The organism is Streptomyces sp. 840.1, from assembly GCF_003751445.1.
Taxonomy (GTDB): domain Bacteria; phylum Actinomycetota; class Actinomycetes; order Streptomycetales; family Streptomycetaceae; genus Streptomyces.
In genome coordinates this window covers 589,177-606,758 of record NZ_RJUU01000002.1, presented here as the reverse complement: position 1 = coordinate 606,758, position 17,582 = coordinate 589,177, and the positions used below count along the sequence as shown (strand labels likewise).

At 72.2% G+C, this 17,582-nt stretch carries 20 protein-coding genes; 13 read left to right on the top strand and 7 right to left on the bottom strand.

Going from position 1 to position 17,582, the window contains the following annotated elements; translation table 11 throughout:
* Positions 1 to 187: 187 nt before the first annotated feature.
* A complete protein-coding gene (locus EDD93_RS40415; RefSeq protein ID WP_260255977.1) occupies positions 188 to 316 on the bottom strand; it encodes an LPFR motif small protein in 129 nt (42 codons plus the stop codon).
* 218 nt (positions 317 to 534) lie between these two features.
* Here EDD93_RS40415 and EDD93_RS29045 point away from each other — a divergent pair, with 218 nt between their 5' ends.
* Positions 535 to 762: a DUF5133 domain-containing protein gene (locus EDD93_RS29045; RefSeq protein WP_123528455.1), complete on the top strand. Its 228-nt coding sequence runs from the start codon at positions 535 to 537 to the stop codon at positions 760 to 762.
* 440 nt (positions 763 to 1,202) lie between these two features.
* The gene (locus EDD93_RS29040) at positions 1,203 to 1,445 is read left to right on the top strand and encodes a hypothetical protein (RefSeq protein ID WP_260255976.1); all 243 of its coding nucleotides are present in this window, start codon (positions 1,203 to 1,205) and stop codon (positions 1,443 to 1,445) included.
* Positions 1,446 to 1,518: 73 nt separating this feature from the next.
* Here EDD93_RS29040 and EDD93_RS29035 read toward each other — a convergent pair whose 3' ends face one another.
* Entirely contained in the window at positions 1,519 to 2,235 is a 717-nt protein-coding gene (locus EDD93_RS29035) for a TetR/AcrR family transcriptional regulator (protein WP_123528454.1), read from the bottom strand.
* A 171-nt stretch (positions 2,236 to 2,406) separates the two neighbouring features.
* Here EDD93_RS29035 and EDD93_RS29030 point away from each other — a divergent pair, with 171 nt between their 5' ends.
* The 3 genes from EDD93_RS29030 to EDD93_RS29025 all read left to right on the top strand — a co-directional run bounded on the left by EDD93_RS29030 (position 2,407) and on the right by EDD93_RS29025 (position 5,772).
* Positions 2,407 to 3,888, top strand: coding sequence for an APC family permease (locus tag EDD93_RS29030; RefSeq protein WP_221217362.1), 1,482 nt, complete (start codon positions 2,407 to 2,409; stop codon positions 3,886 to 3,888).
* Positions 3,885 to 4,052 carry a hypothetical protein gene (locus EDD93_RS39720; protein WP_185092556.1) on the top strand — a complete coding sequence of 56 codons (168 nt, stop codon included), beginning with the start codon at positions 3,885 to 3,887 and terminating at the stop codon, positions 4,050 to 4,052. The genes EDD93_RS29030 and EDD93_RS39720 overlap by 4 nt, the downstream gene beginning before the upstream one ends.
* 85 nt (positions 4,053 to 4,137) lie before the next feature.
* Complete coding sequence (locus EDD93_RS29025) at positions 4,138 to 5,772, top strand: amidohydrolase (RefSeq protein ID WP_123528452.1); 1,635 nt, start codon at positions 4,138 to 4,140, stop codon at positions 5,770 to 5,772.
* Between the two features lie 117 nt (positions 5,773 to 5,889).
* Here EDD93_RS29025 and EDD93_RS29020 read toward each other — a convergent pair whose 3' ends face one another.
* Entirely contained in the window at positions 5,890 to 6,810 is a 921-nt protein-coding gene (locus tag EDD93_RS29020) for an SDR family oxidoreductase (protein WP_123528451.1), read from the bottom strand.
* A 183-nt stretch (positions 6,811 to 6,993) separates the two neighbouring features.
* Between EDD93_RS29020 and EDD93_RS29015 the strand changes: the two genes are divergently transcribed.
* The 5 genes from EDD93_RS29015 (at position 6,994) to EDD93_RS28995 (ending at position 11,675) form a co-directional block, all read left to right on the top strand.
* Positions 6,994 to 7,749: an enoyl-CoA hydratase family protein gene (locus tag EDD93_RS29015; RefSeq protein WP_123528450.1), complete on the top strand. Its 756-nt coding sequence runs from the start codon at positions 6,994 to 6,996 to the stop codon at positions 7,747 to 7,749.
* 14 nt (positions 7,750 to 7,763) lie between these two features.
* A complete protein-coding gene (locus tag EDD93_RS29010; RefSeq protein ID WP_123529407.1) occupies positions 7,764 to 8,612 on the top strand; it encodes a CoA transferase subunit A in 849 nt (282 codons plus the stop codon).
* Positions 8,609 to 9,388 (top strand): CoA-transferase subunit beta, encoded by a 780-nt coding sequence (locus EDD93_RS29005; protein WP_123528449.1) that lies wholly within the window; start codon positions 8,609 to 8,611, stop codon positions 9,386 to 9,388. The genes EDD93_RS29010 and EDD93_RS29005 overlap by 4 nt, the downstream gene beginning before the upstream one ends.
* A gap of 14 nt (positions 9,389 to 9,402) precedes the next feature.
* The gene (locus EDD93_RS29000) at positions 9,403 to 10,461 is read left to right on the top strand and encodes a nitronate monooxygenase (protein WP_123529405.1); all 1,059 of its coding nucleotides are present in this window, start codon (positions 9,403 to 9,405) and stop codon (positions 10,459 to 10,461) included.
* Between the two features lie 167 nt (positions 10,462 to 10,628).
* Positions 10,629 to 11,675 (top strand): DUF6215 domain-containing protein, encoded by a 1,047-nt coding sequence (locus EDD93_RS28995; protein WP_123528448.1) that lies wholly within the window; start codon positions 10,629 to 10,631, stop codon positions 11,673 to 11,675.
* 71 nt (positions 11,676 to 11,746) lie between these two features.
* Here EDD93_RS28995 and EDD93_RS28990 read toward each other — a convergent pair whose 3' ends face one another.
* Genes EDD93_RS28990 through EDD93_RS39715 form a run of 4 tightly spaced genes read right to left on the bottom strand, consistent with a single transcriptional unit; the run spans position 11,747 to position 14,459 of the window.
* Positions 11,747 to 12,904, bottom strand: a complete 1,158-nt coding sequence (locus EDD93_RS28990) for an acetyl-CoA C-acetyltransferase (protein WP_123528447.1) — start codon at positions 12,902 to 12,904, stop codon at positions 11,747 to 11,749.
* A gap of 33 nt (positions 12,905 to 12,937) precedes the next feature.
* Positions 12,938 to 13,540, bottom strand: a complete 603-nt coding sequence (locus EDD93_RS28985) for a TetR/AcrR family transcriptional regulator (RefSeq protein ID WP_123528446.1) — start codon at positions 13,538 to 13,540, stop codon at positions 12,938 to 12,940.
* Positions 13,537 to 14,322: an SDR family oxidoreductase gene (locus tag EDD93_RS28980; RefSeq protein ID WP_123528445.1), complete on the bottom strand. Its 786-nt coding sequence runs from the start codon at positions 14,320 to 14,322 to the stop codon at positions 13,537 to 13,539. The genes EDD93_RS28985 and EDD93_RS28980 overlap by 4 nt, the downstream gene beginning before the upstream one ends.
* A complete protein-coding gene (locus EDD93_RS39715; RefSeq protein WP_185092555.1) occupies positions 14,319 to 14,459 on the bottom strand; it encodes a hypothetical protein in 141 nt (46 codons plus the stop codon). The genes EDD93_RS28980 and EDD93_RS39715 overlap by 4 nt, the downstream gene beginning before the upstream one ends.
* A gap of 46 nt (positions 14,460 to 14,505) precedes the next feature.
* On the opposite strand from EDD93_RS39715, the gene EDD93_RS28975 reads away from it, so the two are divergent.
* Genes EDD93_RS28975 through EDD93_RS28965 form a run of 3 tightly spaced genes read left to right on the top strand, consistent with a single transcriptional unit; the run spans position 14,506 to position 17,515 of the window.
* A complete protein-coding gene (locus EDD93_RS28975) occupies positions 14,506 to 15,354 on the top strand; it encodes an enoyl-CoA hydratase (protein ID WP_123528444.1) in 849 nt (282 codons plus the stop codon).
* Entirely contained in the window at positions 15,354 to 16,529 is a 1,176-nt protein-coding gene (locus EDD93_RS28970) for an acyl-CoA dehydrogenase family protein (RefSeq protein ID WP_123528443.1), read from the top strand. Before EDD93_RS28975 ends, EDD93_RS28970 begins: the two co-directional genes overlap by 1 nt.
* A complete protein-coding gene (locus tag EDD93_RS28965) occupies positions 16,529 to 17,515 on the top strand; it encodes an acyl-CoA dehydrogenase family protein (protein WP_123528442.1) in 987 nt (328 codons plus the stop codon). The genes EDD93_RS28970 and EDD93_RS28965 overlap by 1 nt, the downstream gene beginning before the upstream one ends.
* The last annotated feature ends 67 nt before the right edge of the window (positions 17,516 to 17,582 follow it).

Genomic DNA, 17,582 nt, shown 5'->3' with positions numbered 1-17,582 from the left:
CTGGTCAAGAGACCGTCAATGACGTGCCGGCCGATGCGCGCGCCACGCAGCGAGCGGCGCGGCCCGGCGGTGACTCCCCCATGCGTGAGGACCGGCCTCGTCGAGGGGGCACAGCAGTGGGCTGTTGCATACAGGAAGCCCCGGCCGCTCTCGACGAGTCGGCCGGGGCTGGGTGTGGGGGGGCTGTTCAGTGGTGACCGTGAGCAGTGTCGGAGGCTCCACCGAACAGTCGTGCGACGGCACGGAAGGGCAAGGTCACAACGGTGGCGACAGCCCCGCCGATGGACCGGAAGACATCCGCGATCGCCTTCAGCATGTGTTTCCTCCCTTGTCGGTGTCACAGCGGCACCGGCGTAAGCCGCGATGCGCTCTCTCACTGAGGCCCGTTCCCCCTCGATGCAGGAGCAAACGCGTTGTGTCCACGGGCCGGGATTGCGGGAGGGCGGTCCTCGCCGGCCGGCTCGTGCATGCCGGACTGATCTGCGGGCAGCCGTTGCACGTAGAAACGTGTCGTGCGAGGCGAGGAGAACCGTCGTGCTGCTGGCTCACCCTGTTGTGTTGTCGGGCCTGGTCAAGGAGTACGAGGCACTCAAGGTGCTGCAGGGCGAGGAGGGCGGCGCGGCAGCACGTCAGCGCATGGACGACCTGGCCTACTCGCTCTGCCTGTCGACGGGGACACAGGACGTGGACGCGGCGTTGATAGCCGCTCGCTACCGGCTGCCGGGAGCACGGACCGAGGACGATTCCGCAGTGGTCGACTGACTCCGGTCGCCACTGTGCGGGCCGGATACGCCGACGGTGGCCCGGGTTCGCGAAGCCCCGGGCCGAGTCCTCAGCCGTGCTGTCCATGCCGGCCCCCGGTGTGAGAAGTGCGCACCGTGACCGGGGACGGCCGGCGAGGAGTGTGCGCACCACGGGACTCGCGTGGTCGGTCGGGGCACCGAGGCGGATAGCATGGCCGCATCTCGTCTCATTCTCATTGCTGAGGAGCGGGTGGTGTGCCGGGAAGCCTGGTCGGCGGCGTAACAGTCGTGCGCCCGGAAAGGCCTGCCGTGCTTCTTGCCCGTCGGGTCCGCCGGTCCGGCGTGCGACTCGTCGTCGACAGAGCCACGCCCCGCGTGCCGTTCGAGCCGGGTTCTCGGCGCCCTCCGGGCGCCCTCTTCGGTCCGCCCGGCGGCTTCCGACCGGATGAGAGTTCAGAGATGTCCCCGCAACGCCCCTCCGCGCCGCCCCCTTCCATACCGCAGGAGTCAGCGATCGAGCAGGTGCTCGCCTGCTTCGACGCCTATGCCCGCGCCCACGGGACGCGCGACAGCATCCTGCCGGCCTCCCGGGTCACGCCCCGGGAGGAACAGCGGGCCTTCGACGAGCTCAGGCACGCCATCGAGCGACTCCGTGACGCCGTCGGCGAGGACTCCCCCGTCGGGCGGCAGGACAAGGGATAGGGACCGCGGGCGGTGACGGCAGCCCCGCTCGGGCGGGGCGGCGGTTGGGTCCTCGGGGGCGTCCGATCCGGGCTCAGCCGGTCTTCCCGCCGGCCGCGGGCAGCCTGGCCTCGACCGCGTCGAGCAGCAGCTCCAGAGCGAACGGATAGCCGCTGAACCTCATCTCGTGGGCCAGCAGGCGCACGGTGGCGGCGATGTGCGGGTACGAGGCCGCGTCGACTCGGCCGTAGCGCTCCTGCCACACCTGGAGGTCGGCCGCCTGCGCGGGCGCCGGCAGTGCGAGCGCGGCCGCGTCCAGGGCCGCGAAGGCGAGCGCCTGGTCCACGAATGCGTGGTAGATCCGGACCGCCTCCCGGTCGCCGAAGCCCGCCGAGCGCAGCACGCCGAGGATCCTCTCCACGGCCCGCAGCTCGTTGTCCCGCCCGGTCGTCCGGTGCGCGGCCAGCAGCGCTGCCTGCGGATGCGCCTGGTACGAGGCGTGGATGCGCAGACCGAGTTCGCACAGGTCGAAGCGCCACTCACCGGTGGGACTCCAGCCGAGCTGCGACCGGCCGATGAGCTCGTCGGCGACCGCCAGCAACAGGTCGTCGGTGTCACGGAAGTACCGGTAGAGCGCGCTGGGGTCGGCGCCCAGCGCCCCGCCCAGCCGGCGGACCGTCAGCGCGTCCGCGCCGTGCTGCCCGACCAGACGCAGCGCCGTCTCCACGATGACCTGTTCGGACAGCACGGTGCCCTGCTTCGTCGGCCGTCTGCGCCGCCGCTGCGGCTCGGGAACCACCCGTTCAACCATGGCCCGAGCTTATGACAACACCATTGACCTGTGAAGGAGACGGCGGGTTTCATGACTCGCCATCCAGGCTCTCCAGCTCCCTTCCCCAGGCAAGGCGACGATCCGTTGGCAGCAGCAGTGAACAGAGCGAACCCCGGGCCGGGCGGTGGCGCCAATGCGCCCCGGACCGCGATGCGGAAGTCCATAGGCGTCGTGGACGGCGTCGTCCTCGCCGCTTCGAGCACGGCGGCGACCAGCAGTATCGGCATCGGACTCGGTCTGATGGCGGGCATCGTCGGCCTGCACCTGCCGGCGATCATGCTGCTGGCCTTCCTGCCCGTACTCGGCATAGCCGGCGGGTACGGGCGGCTCAACCGCGTCGACCCCAACGCCGGCAGCAGCTACAAGTGGGTCGGCGGGATCTTCAGCCCCTGGCTGGGGTTCCTGACCGGATGGGTCAACGTCGTCGGCACCGTCGTGTTCATGGCGTACACGACGACGGTGACCGGTTCGGCGGTCATCCAGCTCCTGCGCCAGGCCACCGTCCACAGCGTGGCGGGCCTCTCGCTCGACCCGGACTCGACCCTGCAGTCCACGCTCCTCGGGATGGTCGTACTGCTCGCCGCCTCGCTGGTGGCGGTGCGCGGTCTCGACGTCGCCGCGCGTCTCCAGAAGTACCTGCTGGTCTTCGAGTACGGCGTGCTGATCGCCTTCTGCGTCTACGGTCTGTTCGCCGGGGACCAGCCCTTCTCGCTCTCCTGGTACAACCCGTTCGACCTCCCCTCGGCCGAGGCCCTCGCCCAGGGCATGATGCTCGCGGTCTTCTGCTACTGGGGCTTCGAGTCGGTCTTCAGCGTCGGCGAGGAGGTCGGCGACCCGCGCGACGCCTCCCGCGGCGGGTTCATCGCCCTGGTCGTCATGCTGCTGCTCTTCCTGCTGGCCGGCACCGCCTTCCAGCGGGTCCTGCCGCTGGGCGAACTGGCCGACAACGGCGCGCAGGGGCTCGCCTACTTCGGCACGAAGCTCGCCGAGCAGCCACTTGCCGCGCTGCCGCTCATCGCTCTCATGTTCTCCGCGGTGGCCTCGCTCCAGGCCTCGGTCATCCCCACCGCACGCGGGATGTACGCGATGGGCCGCGACGGCGTCCTCGGCCCCGTCTGGACGCGCCTGCACCCCAGGCACGGGACCCCCGCCGCCGGGACCCTGCTGATCACCGCGATCGCGCTGCTCCTCGCCGCGATGTCACTGGTCATCCCCACCGTCAATGACCTGATCTTCGCCGCCGTCAACGCGATCGGCATCGTCGTCGCCCTCTACTACGCCCTCACCGCCACGGCCGCCGCGGTGCGCTTCCGCCACCTGCTGCGCACCTCGCCCCTGGAGTCGCTGCGCGCGGTCGTCGGGCCGGCGCTGGGCGCCCTGGTGCTGCTCGCCACCGGCGCCTACCTCACCTGGACCTTCTACACCTCCACCGATCATTTCGAGGTCTCCGCGGACAACGGCTGGTTCGCGCTGCTCGTCCCGGTACTGATGATCGGCTCCGGCCTGCTGGCCGCCGCGTGGGCCCGCTGGCACCGCCGGTCGCCCTATTTCACCCGTGCCCGCACCCAGGCCACCCCCGGCACCCCCGACCTCCCGGACGCCCCCGAGACCTCACGGAGGACCGGCGCATGAGCGACCTCACCGAACTCGCCCACCTGCCGGCCACCGAGGCCCTGCGCCGCTTCCGCGACCGCAGCCTGTCACCGCTCGGGCTGATGACCGCGGTCCTCGCGCGGCCGAAGCCATTCGAGACGATCGAGGCGGCCCTCCCCGGGAACAGCGTCCCCGCCCTCTGAACCGCCGGCCCGGGTCGTACACCTGACGGCCCAGCCCTCTCCCCTCTCCCCTCTCTGCTCTCTCCTCCTCACGTCTGGAGCACTTATGACCACGGCCGATCTGGTCTTCACCCGCGGCCCCGTCTTCACCGCCGATCCGGCTCGCACCCGGGCCACCTCACTCGCCGTCACCGGTGACCGCATCACCGCCGTCGGACACGACGAGGTCCGTGAACTCATCGGCCCCGGCACCGAAGTCGTCGACCTCGCCGGGAAGCTGCTGCTCCCCGGCTTCCAGGACGCCCACATCCACCCGGTGTCGGCCGGCGTCGAGCTGGCCGAGTGCGATCTGACCGGCACGGTCGGCGCGGCGGAGTACCTGACCCTGATCAGGGCCTACGCGGACGCCCATCCGGAGCGTGCGTGGATCACCGGCGGCGGGTGGTCGCTGGAGAGCTTCGACGGCGGGCTGCCCACCCGGCAGTTGCTCGATTCCGTGGTCCCCGACCGCCCGGTTCTGCTGTCGAACCGCGACCACCACGGCGCCTGGGCCAACACCCGGGCCCTCGAACTGGCCGGCATCACCGCCGCCACCCCCGACCCCGCCGACGGCCGCATCGAGCGGGAGCCGGGGGGCGGGCCCGGCGGGGTCCTCCAGGAGGGTGCGCAGGCGCTGGTCGCCCGGCTGGTGCCATCGACCACCCCGGCGGACCGGCTGGCGGGGCTGCTGCGCTCGCAGGAGCTGCTGCACTCCCTCGGTGTCACCGGCTGGCAGGACGCCCTGCTCGGCGTGTTCAGCGGCAACGCCGATCCCTCGGACGCCTATGTGACCGCCGCCCGCGACGGCTCGCTCACCGCCCGGGTCACCGGCGCGATGTGGTGGGACCGCGGGCGCGGTGCCGAGCAGATCGACGAACTGGCCGCGCGGCGCGAGGAGCTGAGCCACGGACGGTTCCGGGCCGGCTCGGTGAAGATCATGCTGGACGGCATCGCGGAGAACTTCACCGCCGCGATGACCTCCCCGTACCTCGACGGCTGCGGCTGTGCCACTGCCAACAGCGGTCTGAGCTTCGTCGACCCGGAAGCCCTGCGCGGCCATGTCACCCGGCTCGACGCCCTCGGATTCCAGGTGCACTTCCACGCGCTCGGCGACCGGGCCGTCCGGGAAGCGCTGGACGCGGTCGAGGCCGCAGTCGAGGCCAACGGGCACCGGGGGAACCGCCACCACCTGGCCCATCTCCAGGTCGTGCACCCCGACGACATCGGGCGCTTCGCCCGGCTCGGCGCCATCGCCAACATCCAGCCGCTGTGGGCCGCCCACGAACCACAGATGGACGAGCTCACCATCCCGTTCCTCGGACCCGAACGCGCCGCCTGGCAGTACCCGTTCGGGGATCTGCTGCGCGCGGGCGCCACCCTCGCCGCGGGCAGCGACTGGCCGGTCAGCAGCCCGGACCCGGTCCAGGGCATCCATGTCGCGGTCAACCGGAGGGAGCCCGGGGCCACCGACAGCCGGGTCTTCCTGCCCGAGCAGCGCCTGGACCCGACGACGGCCGTCGCCGCGTACACCGCGGGCAGCGCCCATGTGAACGGGGTGGACGACGCGGGCAGTCTGCTCCCCGGCAACCTGGCCGATCTGGTGGTCCTGGACCGCGACATCCTCACCGCGCCGCCGGAGGAGATCGCCGGGGCACGGGTCCTGCGGACCTATGTCGGGGGCGCGCTCGTCCACTCCGCCTGAACGGGGCGCCCCCGCGGGCGGTCCGAGGGGTGCGAGGGAGGTCCGTCGAGGCTTGAACACCCCTGTGCGTCATGCCCCATGACGAGGCGTCATCGCACGCCCACCGCCGGGGCGCCTTTAGCGCGCCCCGTACACCGGCTGCGGTGCCTCGGCGGCCGCGAGCAGTCCGGACGCGGCCGCCCCCGCCTCGGCCGGACTCCAGCGGGCGCCCTTGTCCGCGGTGGGGCCGGGCCGCCAGCCCTCCATCACGGTGATGCGGCCGGCCTCGGCCTCGAAGACCCGGCCGCTGACCCCGGCGCACGCGTCGGACCCGAGCCAGACGACGAGCGGCGAGACGTTCTCCGGGGCCATCGCGTCGAACCCTCCCCCGGCGGGCGCCGCCATGGTCTCGGCGAACGTGTCCTCGGTCATCCTGGTCCGGGCGGCCGGGGCGATGGCGTTGACCTGGACGCCGTAGCGGCCCATCTCGGCGGCGGCCACCAGGGTCAGGGCGATGATCCCGGCCTTGGCGGCGGAGTAGCTGCCCTGGCCGACGCTGCCCAGCAGCCCTGCCCCGGAACCGGTGTTGACGACCCTCGCCGCAGGTGCCCGGCCCGCTTTCGCCTCGGCGCGCCAGTGCGCCGCCGCGTGCTTGAGCGGCAGGAAGTGGCCCCTGAGGTGGACGCGGGTCACCGCGTCCCAGTCGTCCTCGTCCAGGTTCACCAGCATCCGGTCCCGGAGGAATCCGGCGTTGTTGACGAGGGTGTCGAGGCGGCCGAAGGAGTCGAGGGCGGTCGCGACGAGGGAGGCCGCGCCGTCGGCGGTGGCTATGTCCCCGCCGTGCGCGACGGCCTCGCCTCCGGCCGCGCGGATCTCCTCGACGACCTGCTGGGCGGGGCCGGCAGTCGTACCGGAACCGTCGGGGCCCACGCCGAGGTCGTTGACGACGACTTTCGCGCCCTCGGCGGCGAAGGCCAGGGCGTGGGCGCGGCCGAGTCCGCGGCCCGCACCGGTGACGACGGCGACGCGACCGGCGCACAGGGCTGTCGATGAGGTCATGACGAGTGTCCTTTCGAGGGACGAGGGACGACAAGGAAGAGAGGCGGAGCGCGGAGCGAGAGGGCGAGGGGTGGAGGGCGGGGCGCGGGGGCCGGCGGGTGGGACCGGCGCTCTCCCACGGCGCCCGTATCGCTGCTACGTTGAATCTAACAAACGTTTGGTGGAAAGGTAGCTGATCTGCTCATGGGTGTCTCCACCTCCGCCCCGCAAGAGGGCGTCGCCGTCGTCACCGTGGACTTCCCCCCGGTCAACGCCCTGCCCGTGCAGGGCTGGTACGACCTCGCCGCCGCCCTGCGCGCCGCCGGGGCCGACCCGGAGGTCCGCTGCGTGGTGCTCACCGCCGAGGGCCGAGGCTTCAACGCGGGCGTGGACATCAAGGAGATGCAGCGCACGGAAGGGCCGGAGGCACTGATCGGCGCCAACCGGGGCTGCTTCGAGGCGTTCGCGGCGGTCTACGAGTGCGAGGTGCCGGTGGTCGCCGCCGTACAGGGCTTCTGCCTCGGCGGCGGCATCGGCCTGGTGGGCAACGCGGACGCGATCGTGGCCAGTGACGACGCCTCGTTCGGCCTGCCGGAGCTGGACCGGGGTGCGCTCGGCGCGGCCACACATCTGGCCCGGCTGGTTCCGCAGCATCTGATGCGGGCCCTGTACTACACCTCGCGCACCGTCACGGCCCAGGAGCTGCACGGGCACGGCTCGGTGTGGCGCGTCGTCCCGCGTGACGAGCTGTCCCGAGCCGCCCTGGAGCTGGCCGGGGAGATCGCCGCCAAGGACGGATACCTGATCCGGCTGGCCAAGGCGGCCATCAACGGCATCGACCCGGTCGACGTACGCCGCAGCTACCGCTTCGAGCAGGGCTTCACCTTCGAGGCCAACCTCAGTGGCGTCGCCGACCGCGTGCGCGACACCTTCGGCACGGACAAGGAGCAGCAGACGTGACACACGACAAGACGATGACGGCCGATGACGTCGTCGGCCGGCTGGAGAGCGGGATGACACTCGGCATCGGCGGCTGGGGATCGCGCCGCAAGCCGATGGCCCTGGTGCGGGCGCTGCTGCGTTCGGACGTCACCGATCTGACCGTGGTGTCGTACGGCGGGCCCGATGTCGGACTGCTCGCCGCCGCGGGAAGGATCCGCAAGCTGGTCGCGGCGTTCGGGACGCTCGACTCCATACCGCTGGAGCCCCACTTCACCGCCGCCCGGCAGCGCGGCGCGTTCGAGATGGCCGAGCTCGACGAGGCGATGATGATGTGGGGGCTGACGGCGGGCGCACAGCGACTGCCGTTCATGCCGGTGCGGGCCGGCCTCGGCTCGGACCTGATGACGGTCAACCCCGCTCTGCGCACGGTCACTTCGCCGTACGACGACGGGGAGACGCTGGTCGCGGCACCGGCGCTGCGCCTGGACGCCGCCCTGGTCCATCTGAACCGCGCGGACGTTCAGGGCAACGGCCAGTACCTGGGCCCGGACCCGTACTTCGACGACCTGTTCTGCGAGGCCGCCGACCACAGCTACCTCTCCTGCGAGCGGATCGTCCAGACGGCGGATCTGCTCAAGGAGCACGGGCCGCAGACGCTACTGGTCAAGCGGCTGTTCGTGGACGGGGTCGTCGAGACACCGAACGGCGCGCACTTCACCTCCTGCGTGCCCGACCACGACCGGGACGAGAGCTTCCAGCGCGCCTACGTCCGAGCCGCCCGCGACCCCGAGGCGTGGCCCGCCTTCGCCGAACGGTTCCTGTCCGGCGACGAGGCCGCCTACCAGGCCGCCGTCACCGCGTTCCACCAGGAGGAAGCATGAGCGGCACCGAGGCCACCGGGAACGCGGCGGCGAGCCGCGCGGAGTACTGCGTGGTGGCCTGCGCCGAGGCGTGGCGGGACGCCGGCGAGATCCTCGCCAGCCCGATGGGCACCGTCCCGGCCATCGGGGCGCGGCTGGCCAGGCTCACCTTCTCGCCCGATCTCCTGCTGACCGACGGGGAGGCGCTGCTGACCGGCGACACCCCCGCGCTGGGGGCGCGGGCGGCGAGCATCGAGGGCTGGCTGCCGTTCCGTCAGCACCTGACGCTCACCGCGACCGGCCGCCGGCACGTGATGATGGGCGCCAGCCAGATCGACCGGCACGGCAACCAGAACATCTCCTGCATCGGCCCCTGGTCCAAACCGGCGCGGCAGCTGCTCGGAGTGCGCGGCGCCCCGGTCAACACCCTGAACAACCCGACGAGTTACTGGGTGCCCAAGCACTCCTCCCGGGTGTTCGTCGAGCACGTCGACATGGTCAGCGGGGTCGGTTACGAGCGGGCGGCGGCGGCCGGGCCCTCCGCGACCCGCTACCACCGCATCCCCGAAGTCATCAGCAATCTGGGCGTCTTCGACTTCGAGACCCCCGACCGCACCATGCGGCTGCGCTCCCTGCACCCCGGGGTGGGCGTCGAGGAGGTCACCGGGGCCACCGGCTTCGCCCTCACGATCCCCGACGAGGTGCCGCTCACCCGGGACCCCTCGGAGGCGGAACTCCGGCTGATCCGCGAGGTCATCGACCCCAAGGGGCTGCGCGAGCGCGAGGTCCCGGCATGACGGGGCCCGCGCCGCTGCCGACCGCGCTCACCGAACTGACCGGGGTGCGGTATCCGATCGTGCAGACCGGCATGGGGTGGGTGGCCGGTCCCCGGCTGGTGTCCGCCTCCGCGAACGCGGGCGCGCTGGGCATCCTGGCCTCCGCGACGATGACCGCCGGGCAGCTGCGTGCGGCGGTGCGCGAGGTCAAGTCCCGCACGGACGCGCCGTTCGGCGTCAATCTGCGGGCGGACGCGGGCGACGCGGCCGAGCGGGTACGGATCATGATCGAGGAGGGGGTGCGGGTTGCGTCGTTCGCGCTCGCCCCGTCGAAGGAGCTGATCGCGCGGCTCAAGGACGCGGGCGTCGTCGTCATCCCGTCCGTGGGCGCCCGGCGGCACGCGGAGAAGGTCGCCGCGTGGGGCGCCGACGCGGTGATGGTGCAGGGCGGCGAGGGCGGCGGCCACACGGGCGATGTGGCCACCACCGTGCTGCTCCCCCAGGTCGTGGACGCGGTGGACATCCCGGTCGTCGCGGCGGGCGGCTTCCACGACGGCCGGGGACTGGTCGCCGCGCTCGCCTACGGGGCGGCCGGCATCGGGATGGGGACGCGCTTCCTGCTGACCTCCGACAGCACCGTCCCGGCGGCGGTGAAGGCCAAGTACCTGGCCGCCACCGTCAAGGACGTCACGGTCACCGACCGGGTCGACGGCCTGCCGCACCGGATGCTGCGCACCGAGATGGTCGACACGCTGGAGCGGTCCGGACGGGCGGCCTCCCTGCTGGCGGCGGTCCGGCACGCCTCGGCGTTCCGGAAGGAGACCGGAGCGAGCCGGCGCGCACTGGTCCGCGACGGGCTGGCGATGAGACACGGCAGGGAACTGACCTGGAGCCAGGTGCTGCTGGCCGCCAACACACCGATGCTGCTCAAGGCTTCGATGGTCGAGGGCCGCACCGACATCGGGGTGATGGCCTCGGGGCAGGTGGCAGGTCTGATCGACGATCTGCCGTCCTGTGCGGAGCTGGTCGAGCGGATCATGGATGAGGCGCGGACGACGCTGAAGTCGCTGCCGGGGGCGGACCCGGGCCCCTGATGTACGGACGGGCGCAGGGGGCGGTGCGGGACTCACGGCCCCTGGCGGGGCGAACTGGCGTGTTGCGGGCCTGACCTTGGATAACAGTTCACAGCAAAGGCCTGCACCTGCCCGGAATTGTGGCTTCCATCACAGCGGTAGCCGACCTGCTCTGGTGAGATCACCGAATGCTCGGTCTAATCCTTCGCGTCCTGCCCTTCTGGATCCGCGAGCCCATATTCATCCTGTTCGGATCGGTCTTCGGCGTAGGCCTCATATATGCCGCCATCCGCGATCAGGAGTGGATCCCGGCCGGTCTGGGCGTAGCCGTTCTCCTGGTCACCGCGGTCCGCATCCACGAGGTGGTCCGCGTACTGCGCGCACGCCGGACCCTGAACCAGCCGCTGCCCGCGGCCGGGGAGGCCGCGGGTGCGGACGGCACTGTGCCGCAGTCGCAGGCGCAGGTACTGATGCCGGCTCAGACGCAGGCACAACAGCCGCAGCCGCAGCCGCAGCCCGCAACCGTGCCCGCGACGCCGGCGAAGGAGCCCAACGCCTGGGGGCAGGCCTTCGCCGCCGTGGGTCTGCTCGGGGCACTCGCGGCAGCGGTGTGGGTGGTCCCCCATATGACAGAGGGCGGCGACAACACCCCCGCGCCCGTCTCCTGTCCGGGCGAGGACGAGAAGCTGCCGAAGGCGTACGCCAGGACACCGAAGGCCGTGACCGGTGACGAACTGTGCAAGGCACTCAACCGTCCCGACCTGGCGCAGCTCGTCGGAACGCCCGACGAGACGGCGACCTCGGCCTCCGGTTCCAGCGGTACCGCGGCCCTGACCGCCGGGAAGGTCGCCGAGCCCGAAGCCCGGGTCCAGTTCGACACGTACACCGTGAACCTCTCGGCCACGTACAACCACCTGTCGATCGCCCAGTACGTGAAGATGATGAGGACGGGCGGCGAGAACATCAGGACGGACACGATTCTCGGCAGACCCGCGGTCTTCTCCTCCGAGCGCACCATGCAGTTCGAGTTCAGCCTGGGCAGCAAGGGTTCCACCGCGCCCGCCGAGGAAGGTCCCGTCGCCAGGACGCTGTCCGTGGCTCTCGACCGGAAGGACAAGGGCGGCTACTACGACATCACCGTATGGAGCCAGTCCGGGGCCTTCCCCGACGACGGCGCCCTCCTCGACATCGCGGAGAAGGTCCTGCCGACGATCCCGGACCGGACGGCTCGCTGAGGCACCGGGCCCGGCCGGGACGCACCGGTGGAGCGACAGCGGCAGCCCGTGCCACCGGTTCGTCAGGTCCGTCAGAGGCGTTCGATGATGGTCACGTTGGCCTGGCCGCCGCCCTCGCACATGGTCTGCAGACCGTATCGGCCGCCGGTGCGCTCCAGTTCGTGCAGCAGGGTCGTCATCAGTTTTGTGCCGGTGGCGCCGAGCGGGTGGCCGAGCGCGATGGCGCCGCCGTTGACGTTGACCTTGTCCGGGTCGGCGCCGGTCTCCTTCAGCCAGGCCAGGACGACCGGGGCGAACGCCTCGTTGATCTCGATCAGGTCCATGTCGCCGATGGACATGCCGGCCTTCTTCAGGGCGTAGGCCGTCGCCGGGATCGGCGCCGAGAGCATCCGGATGGGGTCCTCGCCGCGTACCGAGAGGTGGTGCACGCGGGCGCGGGGGGTCAGGCCGTGCTCGGCGACGGCCCGCTCCGAGGCGATGAGCAGTGCCGAGGCGCCGTCGGAGACCTGTGAGGAGACCCCGGCGGTCAGCCTGCCGCCCTCGACGACCGGCTTGAGACCGGCCATCTTCTCCAGCGAGGTGTCACGGCGCGGCCCCTCGTCGACCCGGACGTCCCCGTAGGCGACGGTCTCGCGGTCGAAACGGCCCTCGTCGATGGCGTGCAGGGCCCGCCGGTGCGAGCGCAGGGCGAACTCCTCCATGTCCAGGCGGCTGATCCCCCATTTCCCGGCGATGAGTTCGGCGCCGTGGAACTGGTTGACGGGCGCGTCGCCGTAGCGGGCGCGCCAGCCCACGGAGCCCGCGTACGGGCCGTCGGTGAGCCCCAGGGGTTCGGCGGCCCGGCGGCCGGCGTAGGCGATGGGGATCATCGACATGTTCTGGGTGCCGCCCGCGACGACGAGGTCCTGGGTGCCGGAAAGCACGCCCTGGGCGGCGAAGTGGACGGCCTGCTGCGAGGAGCCGCACTGCCGGTCGACGGTGGTGCCGGGCACCTCCTCGGGAAGACCTGCGGCGAGCCACGCGGTCCGGGCGATGTCCCCGGCCTGCGGGCCGACGGTGTCCAGGCAGCCGAAGACGACGTCCTCCACGGCCGCCGGGTCGACTCCGCTGCGCTCGATCAGTGCCTTGATGACGTGCGCCCCGAGGTCGGCGGGGTGGACGGCGGACAGTCCGCCCCCGCGCCGGCCGACCGGGGTGCGTACCGCGTCGACGATGTAGGCCTCGGCCATGACTGCTCCTTCGTTCGGGAGGGCGGTGGGTTGTCAGGTACGGGGTGTGATGCCGTCCAGGACCATGGACAGGTACTGGCGGGCGATCTCCTCCGGGCTGTGGGTGCCGCCGGGCCGGTACCAGGAGGCGGCGACCCAGACGGTGTCGCGGACGAAGCGGTAGACGAGCCTGACGTCCAGGTCGCTTCGGAAGGCGTGCTCGGCCACGCCGCGTTCCAGGGTCCGCAGCCAGGCGTCCTCGAACTTCGCCCGGGAGCCGGTGAGGTAGGCGAAGCGCGGCTGGGCGGAGAGCTGTCCGGACTCCTTCTGGTAGATGGCGACCGCCGGGCGGTGCCGGTCGATCTGCCGGAAGGACTGGGTGACGAGCGCCTCGATGGTCGCCCCGGGCCCGAGTCCGGCGTCGAGGACGCTGCCGTAACCCGCCCACAGCTCGTCCAGGAAGGCGGAGAGGATCTCGTCCAGCATCGACTCCTTGGAGTCGAAGTGGTAGTAGAGGCTGCCCGCGAGCAGCCCCGCCTCGTCCGCGATGCGGCGGACGGTGGTGGCGCTGTACCCCAGGGCGGCGAACACCTCGGCGGCGGTCGCCAGGAGTTCGGCGCGCCGTTCGGCGTTCGCGTTCCCGGCGATGGCGCTCACGCCCTCTGGCTGCTGACGGAGACGGTCTCCCCCGTCATGTACGAGGAGTAGCCGCTGGCCAGGAAGACGATGACGTTGGCGACCTCCCAGGGTTCGGCGTACCGGCCGAAGGCCTCGCGTTCGGTGAGTTCGGCCAGCAGTCCGGGGGTGGTGACCTTCACCAGGTGCGGGTGCATGGCCAGGCTCGGGGCGACGGCGTTGACGCGTACGCCGTAGTCGGCGGCCTCCAGGGCCGCGCACCGGGTCAGGGCCATCACGCCGGCCTTCGCGGCGGCGTAGTGGGCCTGGCCGCGCTGGGCGCGCCAGCCGACGACGGAGGCGTTGTTGACGACGGTGCCGCCGCCCGCCCGGTCCTTGAAGTGGCGCAGGGCGGCGCGGGTGCAGCGGAAGGTGCCGTTCAGGGTGACGTCGAGGACCTTCGACCACTGCTCGTCGCCCATGTCGACGAGGTCGGCGGTGCCGCCGAGTCCCGCGTTGTTGACGACGATGTCGAGGCCGCCGTGGCGCTCGGCGGCGAACGCGAAGAGGGCGTCGACCTGTTCCTGGTCGGTGACGTCGCAGGGCAGTGCGGCGACGTTTCTGTCGCCGAACTCCTCGGCCAGGGCGGTGGCGCTCTCCCCCAGCCGGCGGGCGTGGGCGTCACCGATGACGATCCGGGCGCCCTCCTCCAGGAACCTGCGGGCCGTCGCCCCGCCGATCCCGGCGCCGGCGGCGGCGGTGATCACGGCGGTGCGTCCGGTCAGGAGGGAGTGCCCTGCTACGTAGGACGGCTGGGTGGTCACGGGCGGATCCCCTCGGGCAGGCCGAGGACGCGCTCGGCGATGGTGTCGAACCAGGTGTCGTGGGATCTCCGCGGCTCCGGCGGTGAGGTCTGCGGCCGGCCACGGATCCCGGCGCGGAACTCCTCGACGCTGCTCATGGGGGTACGTTAATCTACCAAACACTTGTTAGGGAAGGAGGAGCCGATGCCCGCTGCCCACGACGAACCGGTGCGCTACGAGAAGCAGGGCCCCGTCGCCACGGTGACCATGAACCGGCCCGACTACCGCAACGCGCAGAACTCCGCGATGACCTACGCACTGGACCGGGCGTTCTACCGCGCGGCCGACGACAGCGAGGTGAAGACCGTCGTACTGGCCGGAGCGGGCGAGCACTTCTCCGCCGGGCACGACATCGGTACCCCGGAGCGGGACGCCCATCTCCCCTTCGAACGCCGGGCGGGACTCTGGTGGGACCACTCGGACAAGGCGGGCGCGGAGAGCCGCTTCGCCCGCGAGTCCGAGGTGTATCTGGGGATGTGCCGGCGGTGGCGGGAGCTGCCGAAGCCGGTCATCGCGTCCGTCCAGGGCGCGTGTGTGGCGGGCGGCCTGATGCTGGCCTGGGTGTGCGATCTGATCGTGGCGGCGCAGGACGCGTTCTTCGCCGATCCGGTGGTCCGCATGGGCATTCCGGGTGTCGAGTACTTCGCGCACCCCTGGGTGATGCCGCCCCGGATCGCCAAGGAGTTCCTCTACACAGGCGACCGGATGAGCGCGCGGCGCGCCTACGAGATCGGAATGGTCAACCGGGTGGTGCCCAGGGCCGAGTTGCCCGAGCGCACCCGCGAACTGGCGCTGCGGATCTCCGAGATGCCGCGTCTGGGCCTCGCCCTGACCAAGCGCGCCGTCAACCAGGCCGAGGATCTGCAGGGCATGCACGCCGGGATGGACTCGGTCTTCGGCCTGCACCACCTGGCACACGCCCACAACGCCGCGACCGCGCCCGACGCGCTCGGCGGCATGGACATCCGGGCGATGAAGGAGGCGGGTGCCTGATGGACCTCGATCTCGACGCGGGCGACGAGGAGTTCAGGACCGAGGTGCGCGACTGGCTCGCCGCCCACGTACCGGCCGCTCCCCTGCCGTCCCTGGAGACCGCCGCCGGATTCGCCGCCCACCGGGAGTGGGAGGCGACCTTGGCCGCCGACCGCTGGTCGGTGGTGTCCTGGCCCGAGGAGTTCGGCGGGCGCGGCGGCTCGCTGCTGCGCTGGCTGGTCTTCGAGGAGGAGTACTACGCCGCCGGCGCGCCCGGCCGGGTCAGCCAGAACGGCATCAGCCTGCTGGCCCCCACCCTCTTCGAGAACGGCACCGCCGGGCAGCGGGACCGGATCCTGCCGGCGATGGCACGCGGCGAGGTCATCTGGGCGCAGGCCTGGTCGGAGCCGGAGGCCGGATCGGACCTGGCCTCGCTGCGTTCGAAGGCCGTACGCACCGAGGGCGGCTGGCTGCTCAGCGGCCAGAAGACCTGGTCGTCCCGGGCCGCCTTCGCGGACCGCGCCTTCGGCCTGTTCCGCAGCGACCCGGACGCGGACCGGCCGCACCGGGGACTGACGTATCTGATGTTCCCGCTGGGGGCCGACGGGGTCACCGTGCGGCCCATCGGGCGGCTCGACGGGAAGCCCGCCTTCGCCGAACTCTTCCTGGACGAGGTGTTCGTCCCGGACGAGGACGTCATCGGTGAGCCCGGACAGGGCTGGCGGGTCGCGATGAGCACCACCGGGAACGAACGCGGACTCACCCTGCGCAGTCCGGGCCGGTTCACCGCGGCTGCGGACCGGCTCACCGCCCTGTGGCGCGAACACGGCGACCCGGCCGACACGGCACTGCGCGACCGGGTGGCCGATGCCGTGATCGGCGCACGCGCCTACCGGCTGTTCTCCTACCGGGGCGCCTCCCACGTACTGCACGACGAGGGCGGGCCGGCCGCGGCCGCCTCCAGCCTCAACAAGATCTACTGGTCCGAACTGGACATCGCTCTGCACGAGACGGCGCTCGACCTGCTCGGCCCGTACGGCGAACTCGCCGACCACGCGGGCGAGTCGCCCGAGGACGGGGCCTGGGCCGAGGGGTACACCTTCTCCCTGGCCGGTCCCGTGTACGCGGGCACCAACGAGATCCAGCGCGACATCATCGCCGAGCGGCTGCTCGGACTGCCGAAGGGACGCCGGTGATGCGCTTCTTCCCCGACGCCGAGCAGCGGGAGTTCGCCCGCTCCCTCGACGCACTGCTCACCTCCGGCGGCACCCCGGCCGCGGTCCGCTCCTGGGCCGAGGGCGACCACGGCCCGGGGCGGGCCCTCTGGACCCGGCTGGCCGAGGCCGGGGTGTTCGCGCTCGCGGTCCCCCGGGAGCACGAGGGCTTCGGCCCGCTGCCCGTCGAACTCGCCGTCGCCTTCGAGGTGCTGGGGCGCCACGCGGTTCCCGGTCCGCTGGTCGAGACGGTGGCCGCGGCCGCGCTGCTGGACCGGCTCGGGGACGCGGAAACGGCCGCCGCCCGGCTGCCCGCCATCGCCTCGGGCAAGTCCCTCGCCTCGCTCTGTATGACCTCCTTCGGCCCGTACGCCCTGGACGGCGACGTGGCCGACGCGGTGTTCGTGGTGGACGGCGACACCCTGCGCGTCGCCGCCGGGCCCGGCCCCGTGCAGCCGTCGGCCGATCCGGCGCGGCGGCTCTCAAGGCCGTCCGGCGGCGCGGTCGTCGCCCGGGGGCCGGCGGTCACCGCCGCGGCGACGTACGCGGCCGACGTCGCCGCGCTCGCCACGGCGGCCCAGGCTCTCGGGGTCGGCCGCACCCTGCTCGCCCGTACCGTCGCCCACGTCACCCGGCGCACCCAGTTCGGCGTGGCGATCGGCTCCTTCCAGGCGGTCAAGCACCGGCTGGCGGACACCCTGCTGGCCCTGGAGTTCACCGAACCGCTGGTGCACGGCGCCGCGCTGGCGCTCGCCGCCGGTGACGACGGGGCGGGGCGGGAGATCGCCGCGGCCAAGGTCACGGCCGGCGAGGCCGCGTACCGGGCGGCGCGGGCCGCCCTCCAGCTGCACGGGGCGGTGGGCTACACGGACGAACTCGACCTGTCCCTGTGGATCCGCAAGGCCCGGCCCCTGCGCGACGCCTGGGGCACCCCGGCCGCGTGCCGGGCCCGGGTGCTGGCCGGCTGACCGCGCCGCGCCGGCCCGACGGCGTACGCCGGGCACTGAACACGGCACACCGGCACACTCACAGAGA

Bases quoted from the DNA above. Each gene is read 5' to 3' on its own strand.
- EDD93_RS40415 (WP_260255977.1), bottom strand. From the start codon at position 316: ATGCTGAAGGCGATCGCGGATGTCTTCCGGTCCATCGGCGGGGCTGTC.
- EDD93_RS29040 (WP_260255976.1), top strand. From the start codon at position 1,203: ATGTCCCCGCAACGCCCCTCCGCGCCGCCCCCTTCCATACCGCAGGAG.
- EDD93_RS29035 (WP_123528454.1), bottom strand. From the start codon at position 2,235: ATGGTTGAACGGGTGGTTCCCGAGCCGCAGCGGCGGCGCAGACGGCCG.
- EDD93_RS29030 (WP_221217362.1), top strand. From the start codon at position 2,407: ATGCGGAAGTCCATAGGCGTCGTGGACGGCGTCGTCCTCGCCGCTTCG.
- EDD93_RS39720 (WP_185092556.1), top strand. From the start codon at position 3,885: ATGAGCGACCTCACCGAACTCGCCCACCTGCCGGCCACCGAGGCCCTG.
- EDD93_RS29025 (WP_123528452.1), top strand. From the start codon at position 4,138: ATGACCACGGCCGATCTGGTCTTCACCCGCGGCCCCGTCTTCACCGCC.
- EDD93_RS29020 (WP_123528451.1), bottom strand. From the start codon at position 6,810: ATGACCTCATCGACAGCCCTGTGCGCCGGTCGCGTCGCCGTCGTCACC.
- EDD93_RS29015 (WP_123528450.1), top strand. From the start codon at position 6,994: ATGGGTGTCTCCACCTCCGCCCCGCAAGAGGGCGTCGCCGTCGTCACC.
- EDD93_RS29010 (WP_123529407.1), top strand. From the start codon at position 7,764: ATGACGGCCGATGACGTCGTCGGCCGGCTGGAGAGCGGGATGACACTC.
- EDD93_RS29005 (WP_123528449.1), top strand. From the start codon at position 8,609: ATGAGCGGCACCGAGGCCACCGGGAACGCGGCGGCGAGCCGCGCGGAG.
- EDD93_RS28995 (WP_123528448.1), top strand. From the start codon at position 10,629: ATGCTCGGTCTAATCCTTCGCGTCCTGCCCTTCTGGATCCGCGAGCCC.
- EDD93_RS28990 (WP_123528447.1), bottom strand. From the start codon at position 12,904: ATGGCCGAGGCCTACATCGTCGACGCGGTACGCACCCCGGTCGGCCGG.
- EDD93_RS39715 (WP_185092555.1), bottom strand. From the start codon at position 14,459: ATGAGCAGCGTCGAGGAGTTCCGCGCCGGGATCCGTGGCCGGCCGCAG.
- EDD93_RS28975 (WP_123528444.1), top strand. From the start codon at position 14,506: ATGCCCGCTGCCCACGACGAACCGGTGCGCTACGAGAAGCAGGGCCCC.
- EDD93_RS28970 (WP_123528443.1), top strand. From the start codon at position 15,354: ATGGACCTCGATCTCGACGCGGGCGACGAGGAGTTCAGGACCGAGGTG.
- EDD93_RS28965 (WP_123528442.1), top strand. From the start codon at position 16,529: ATGCGCTTCTTCCCCGACGCCGAGCAGCGGGAGTTCGCCCGCTCCCTC.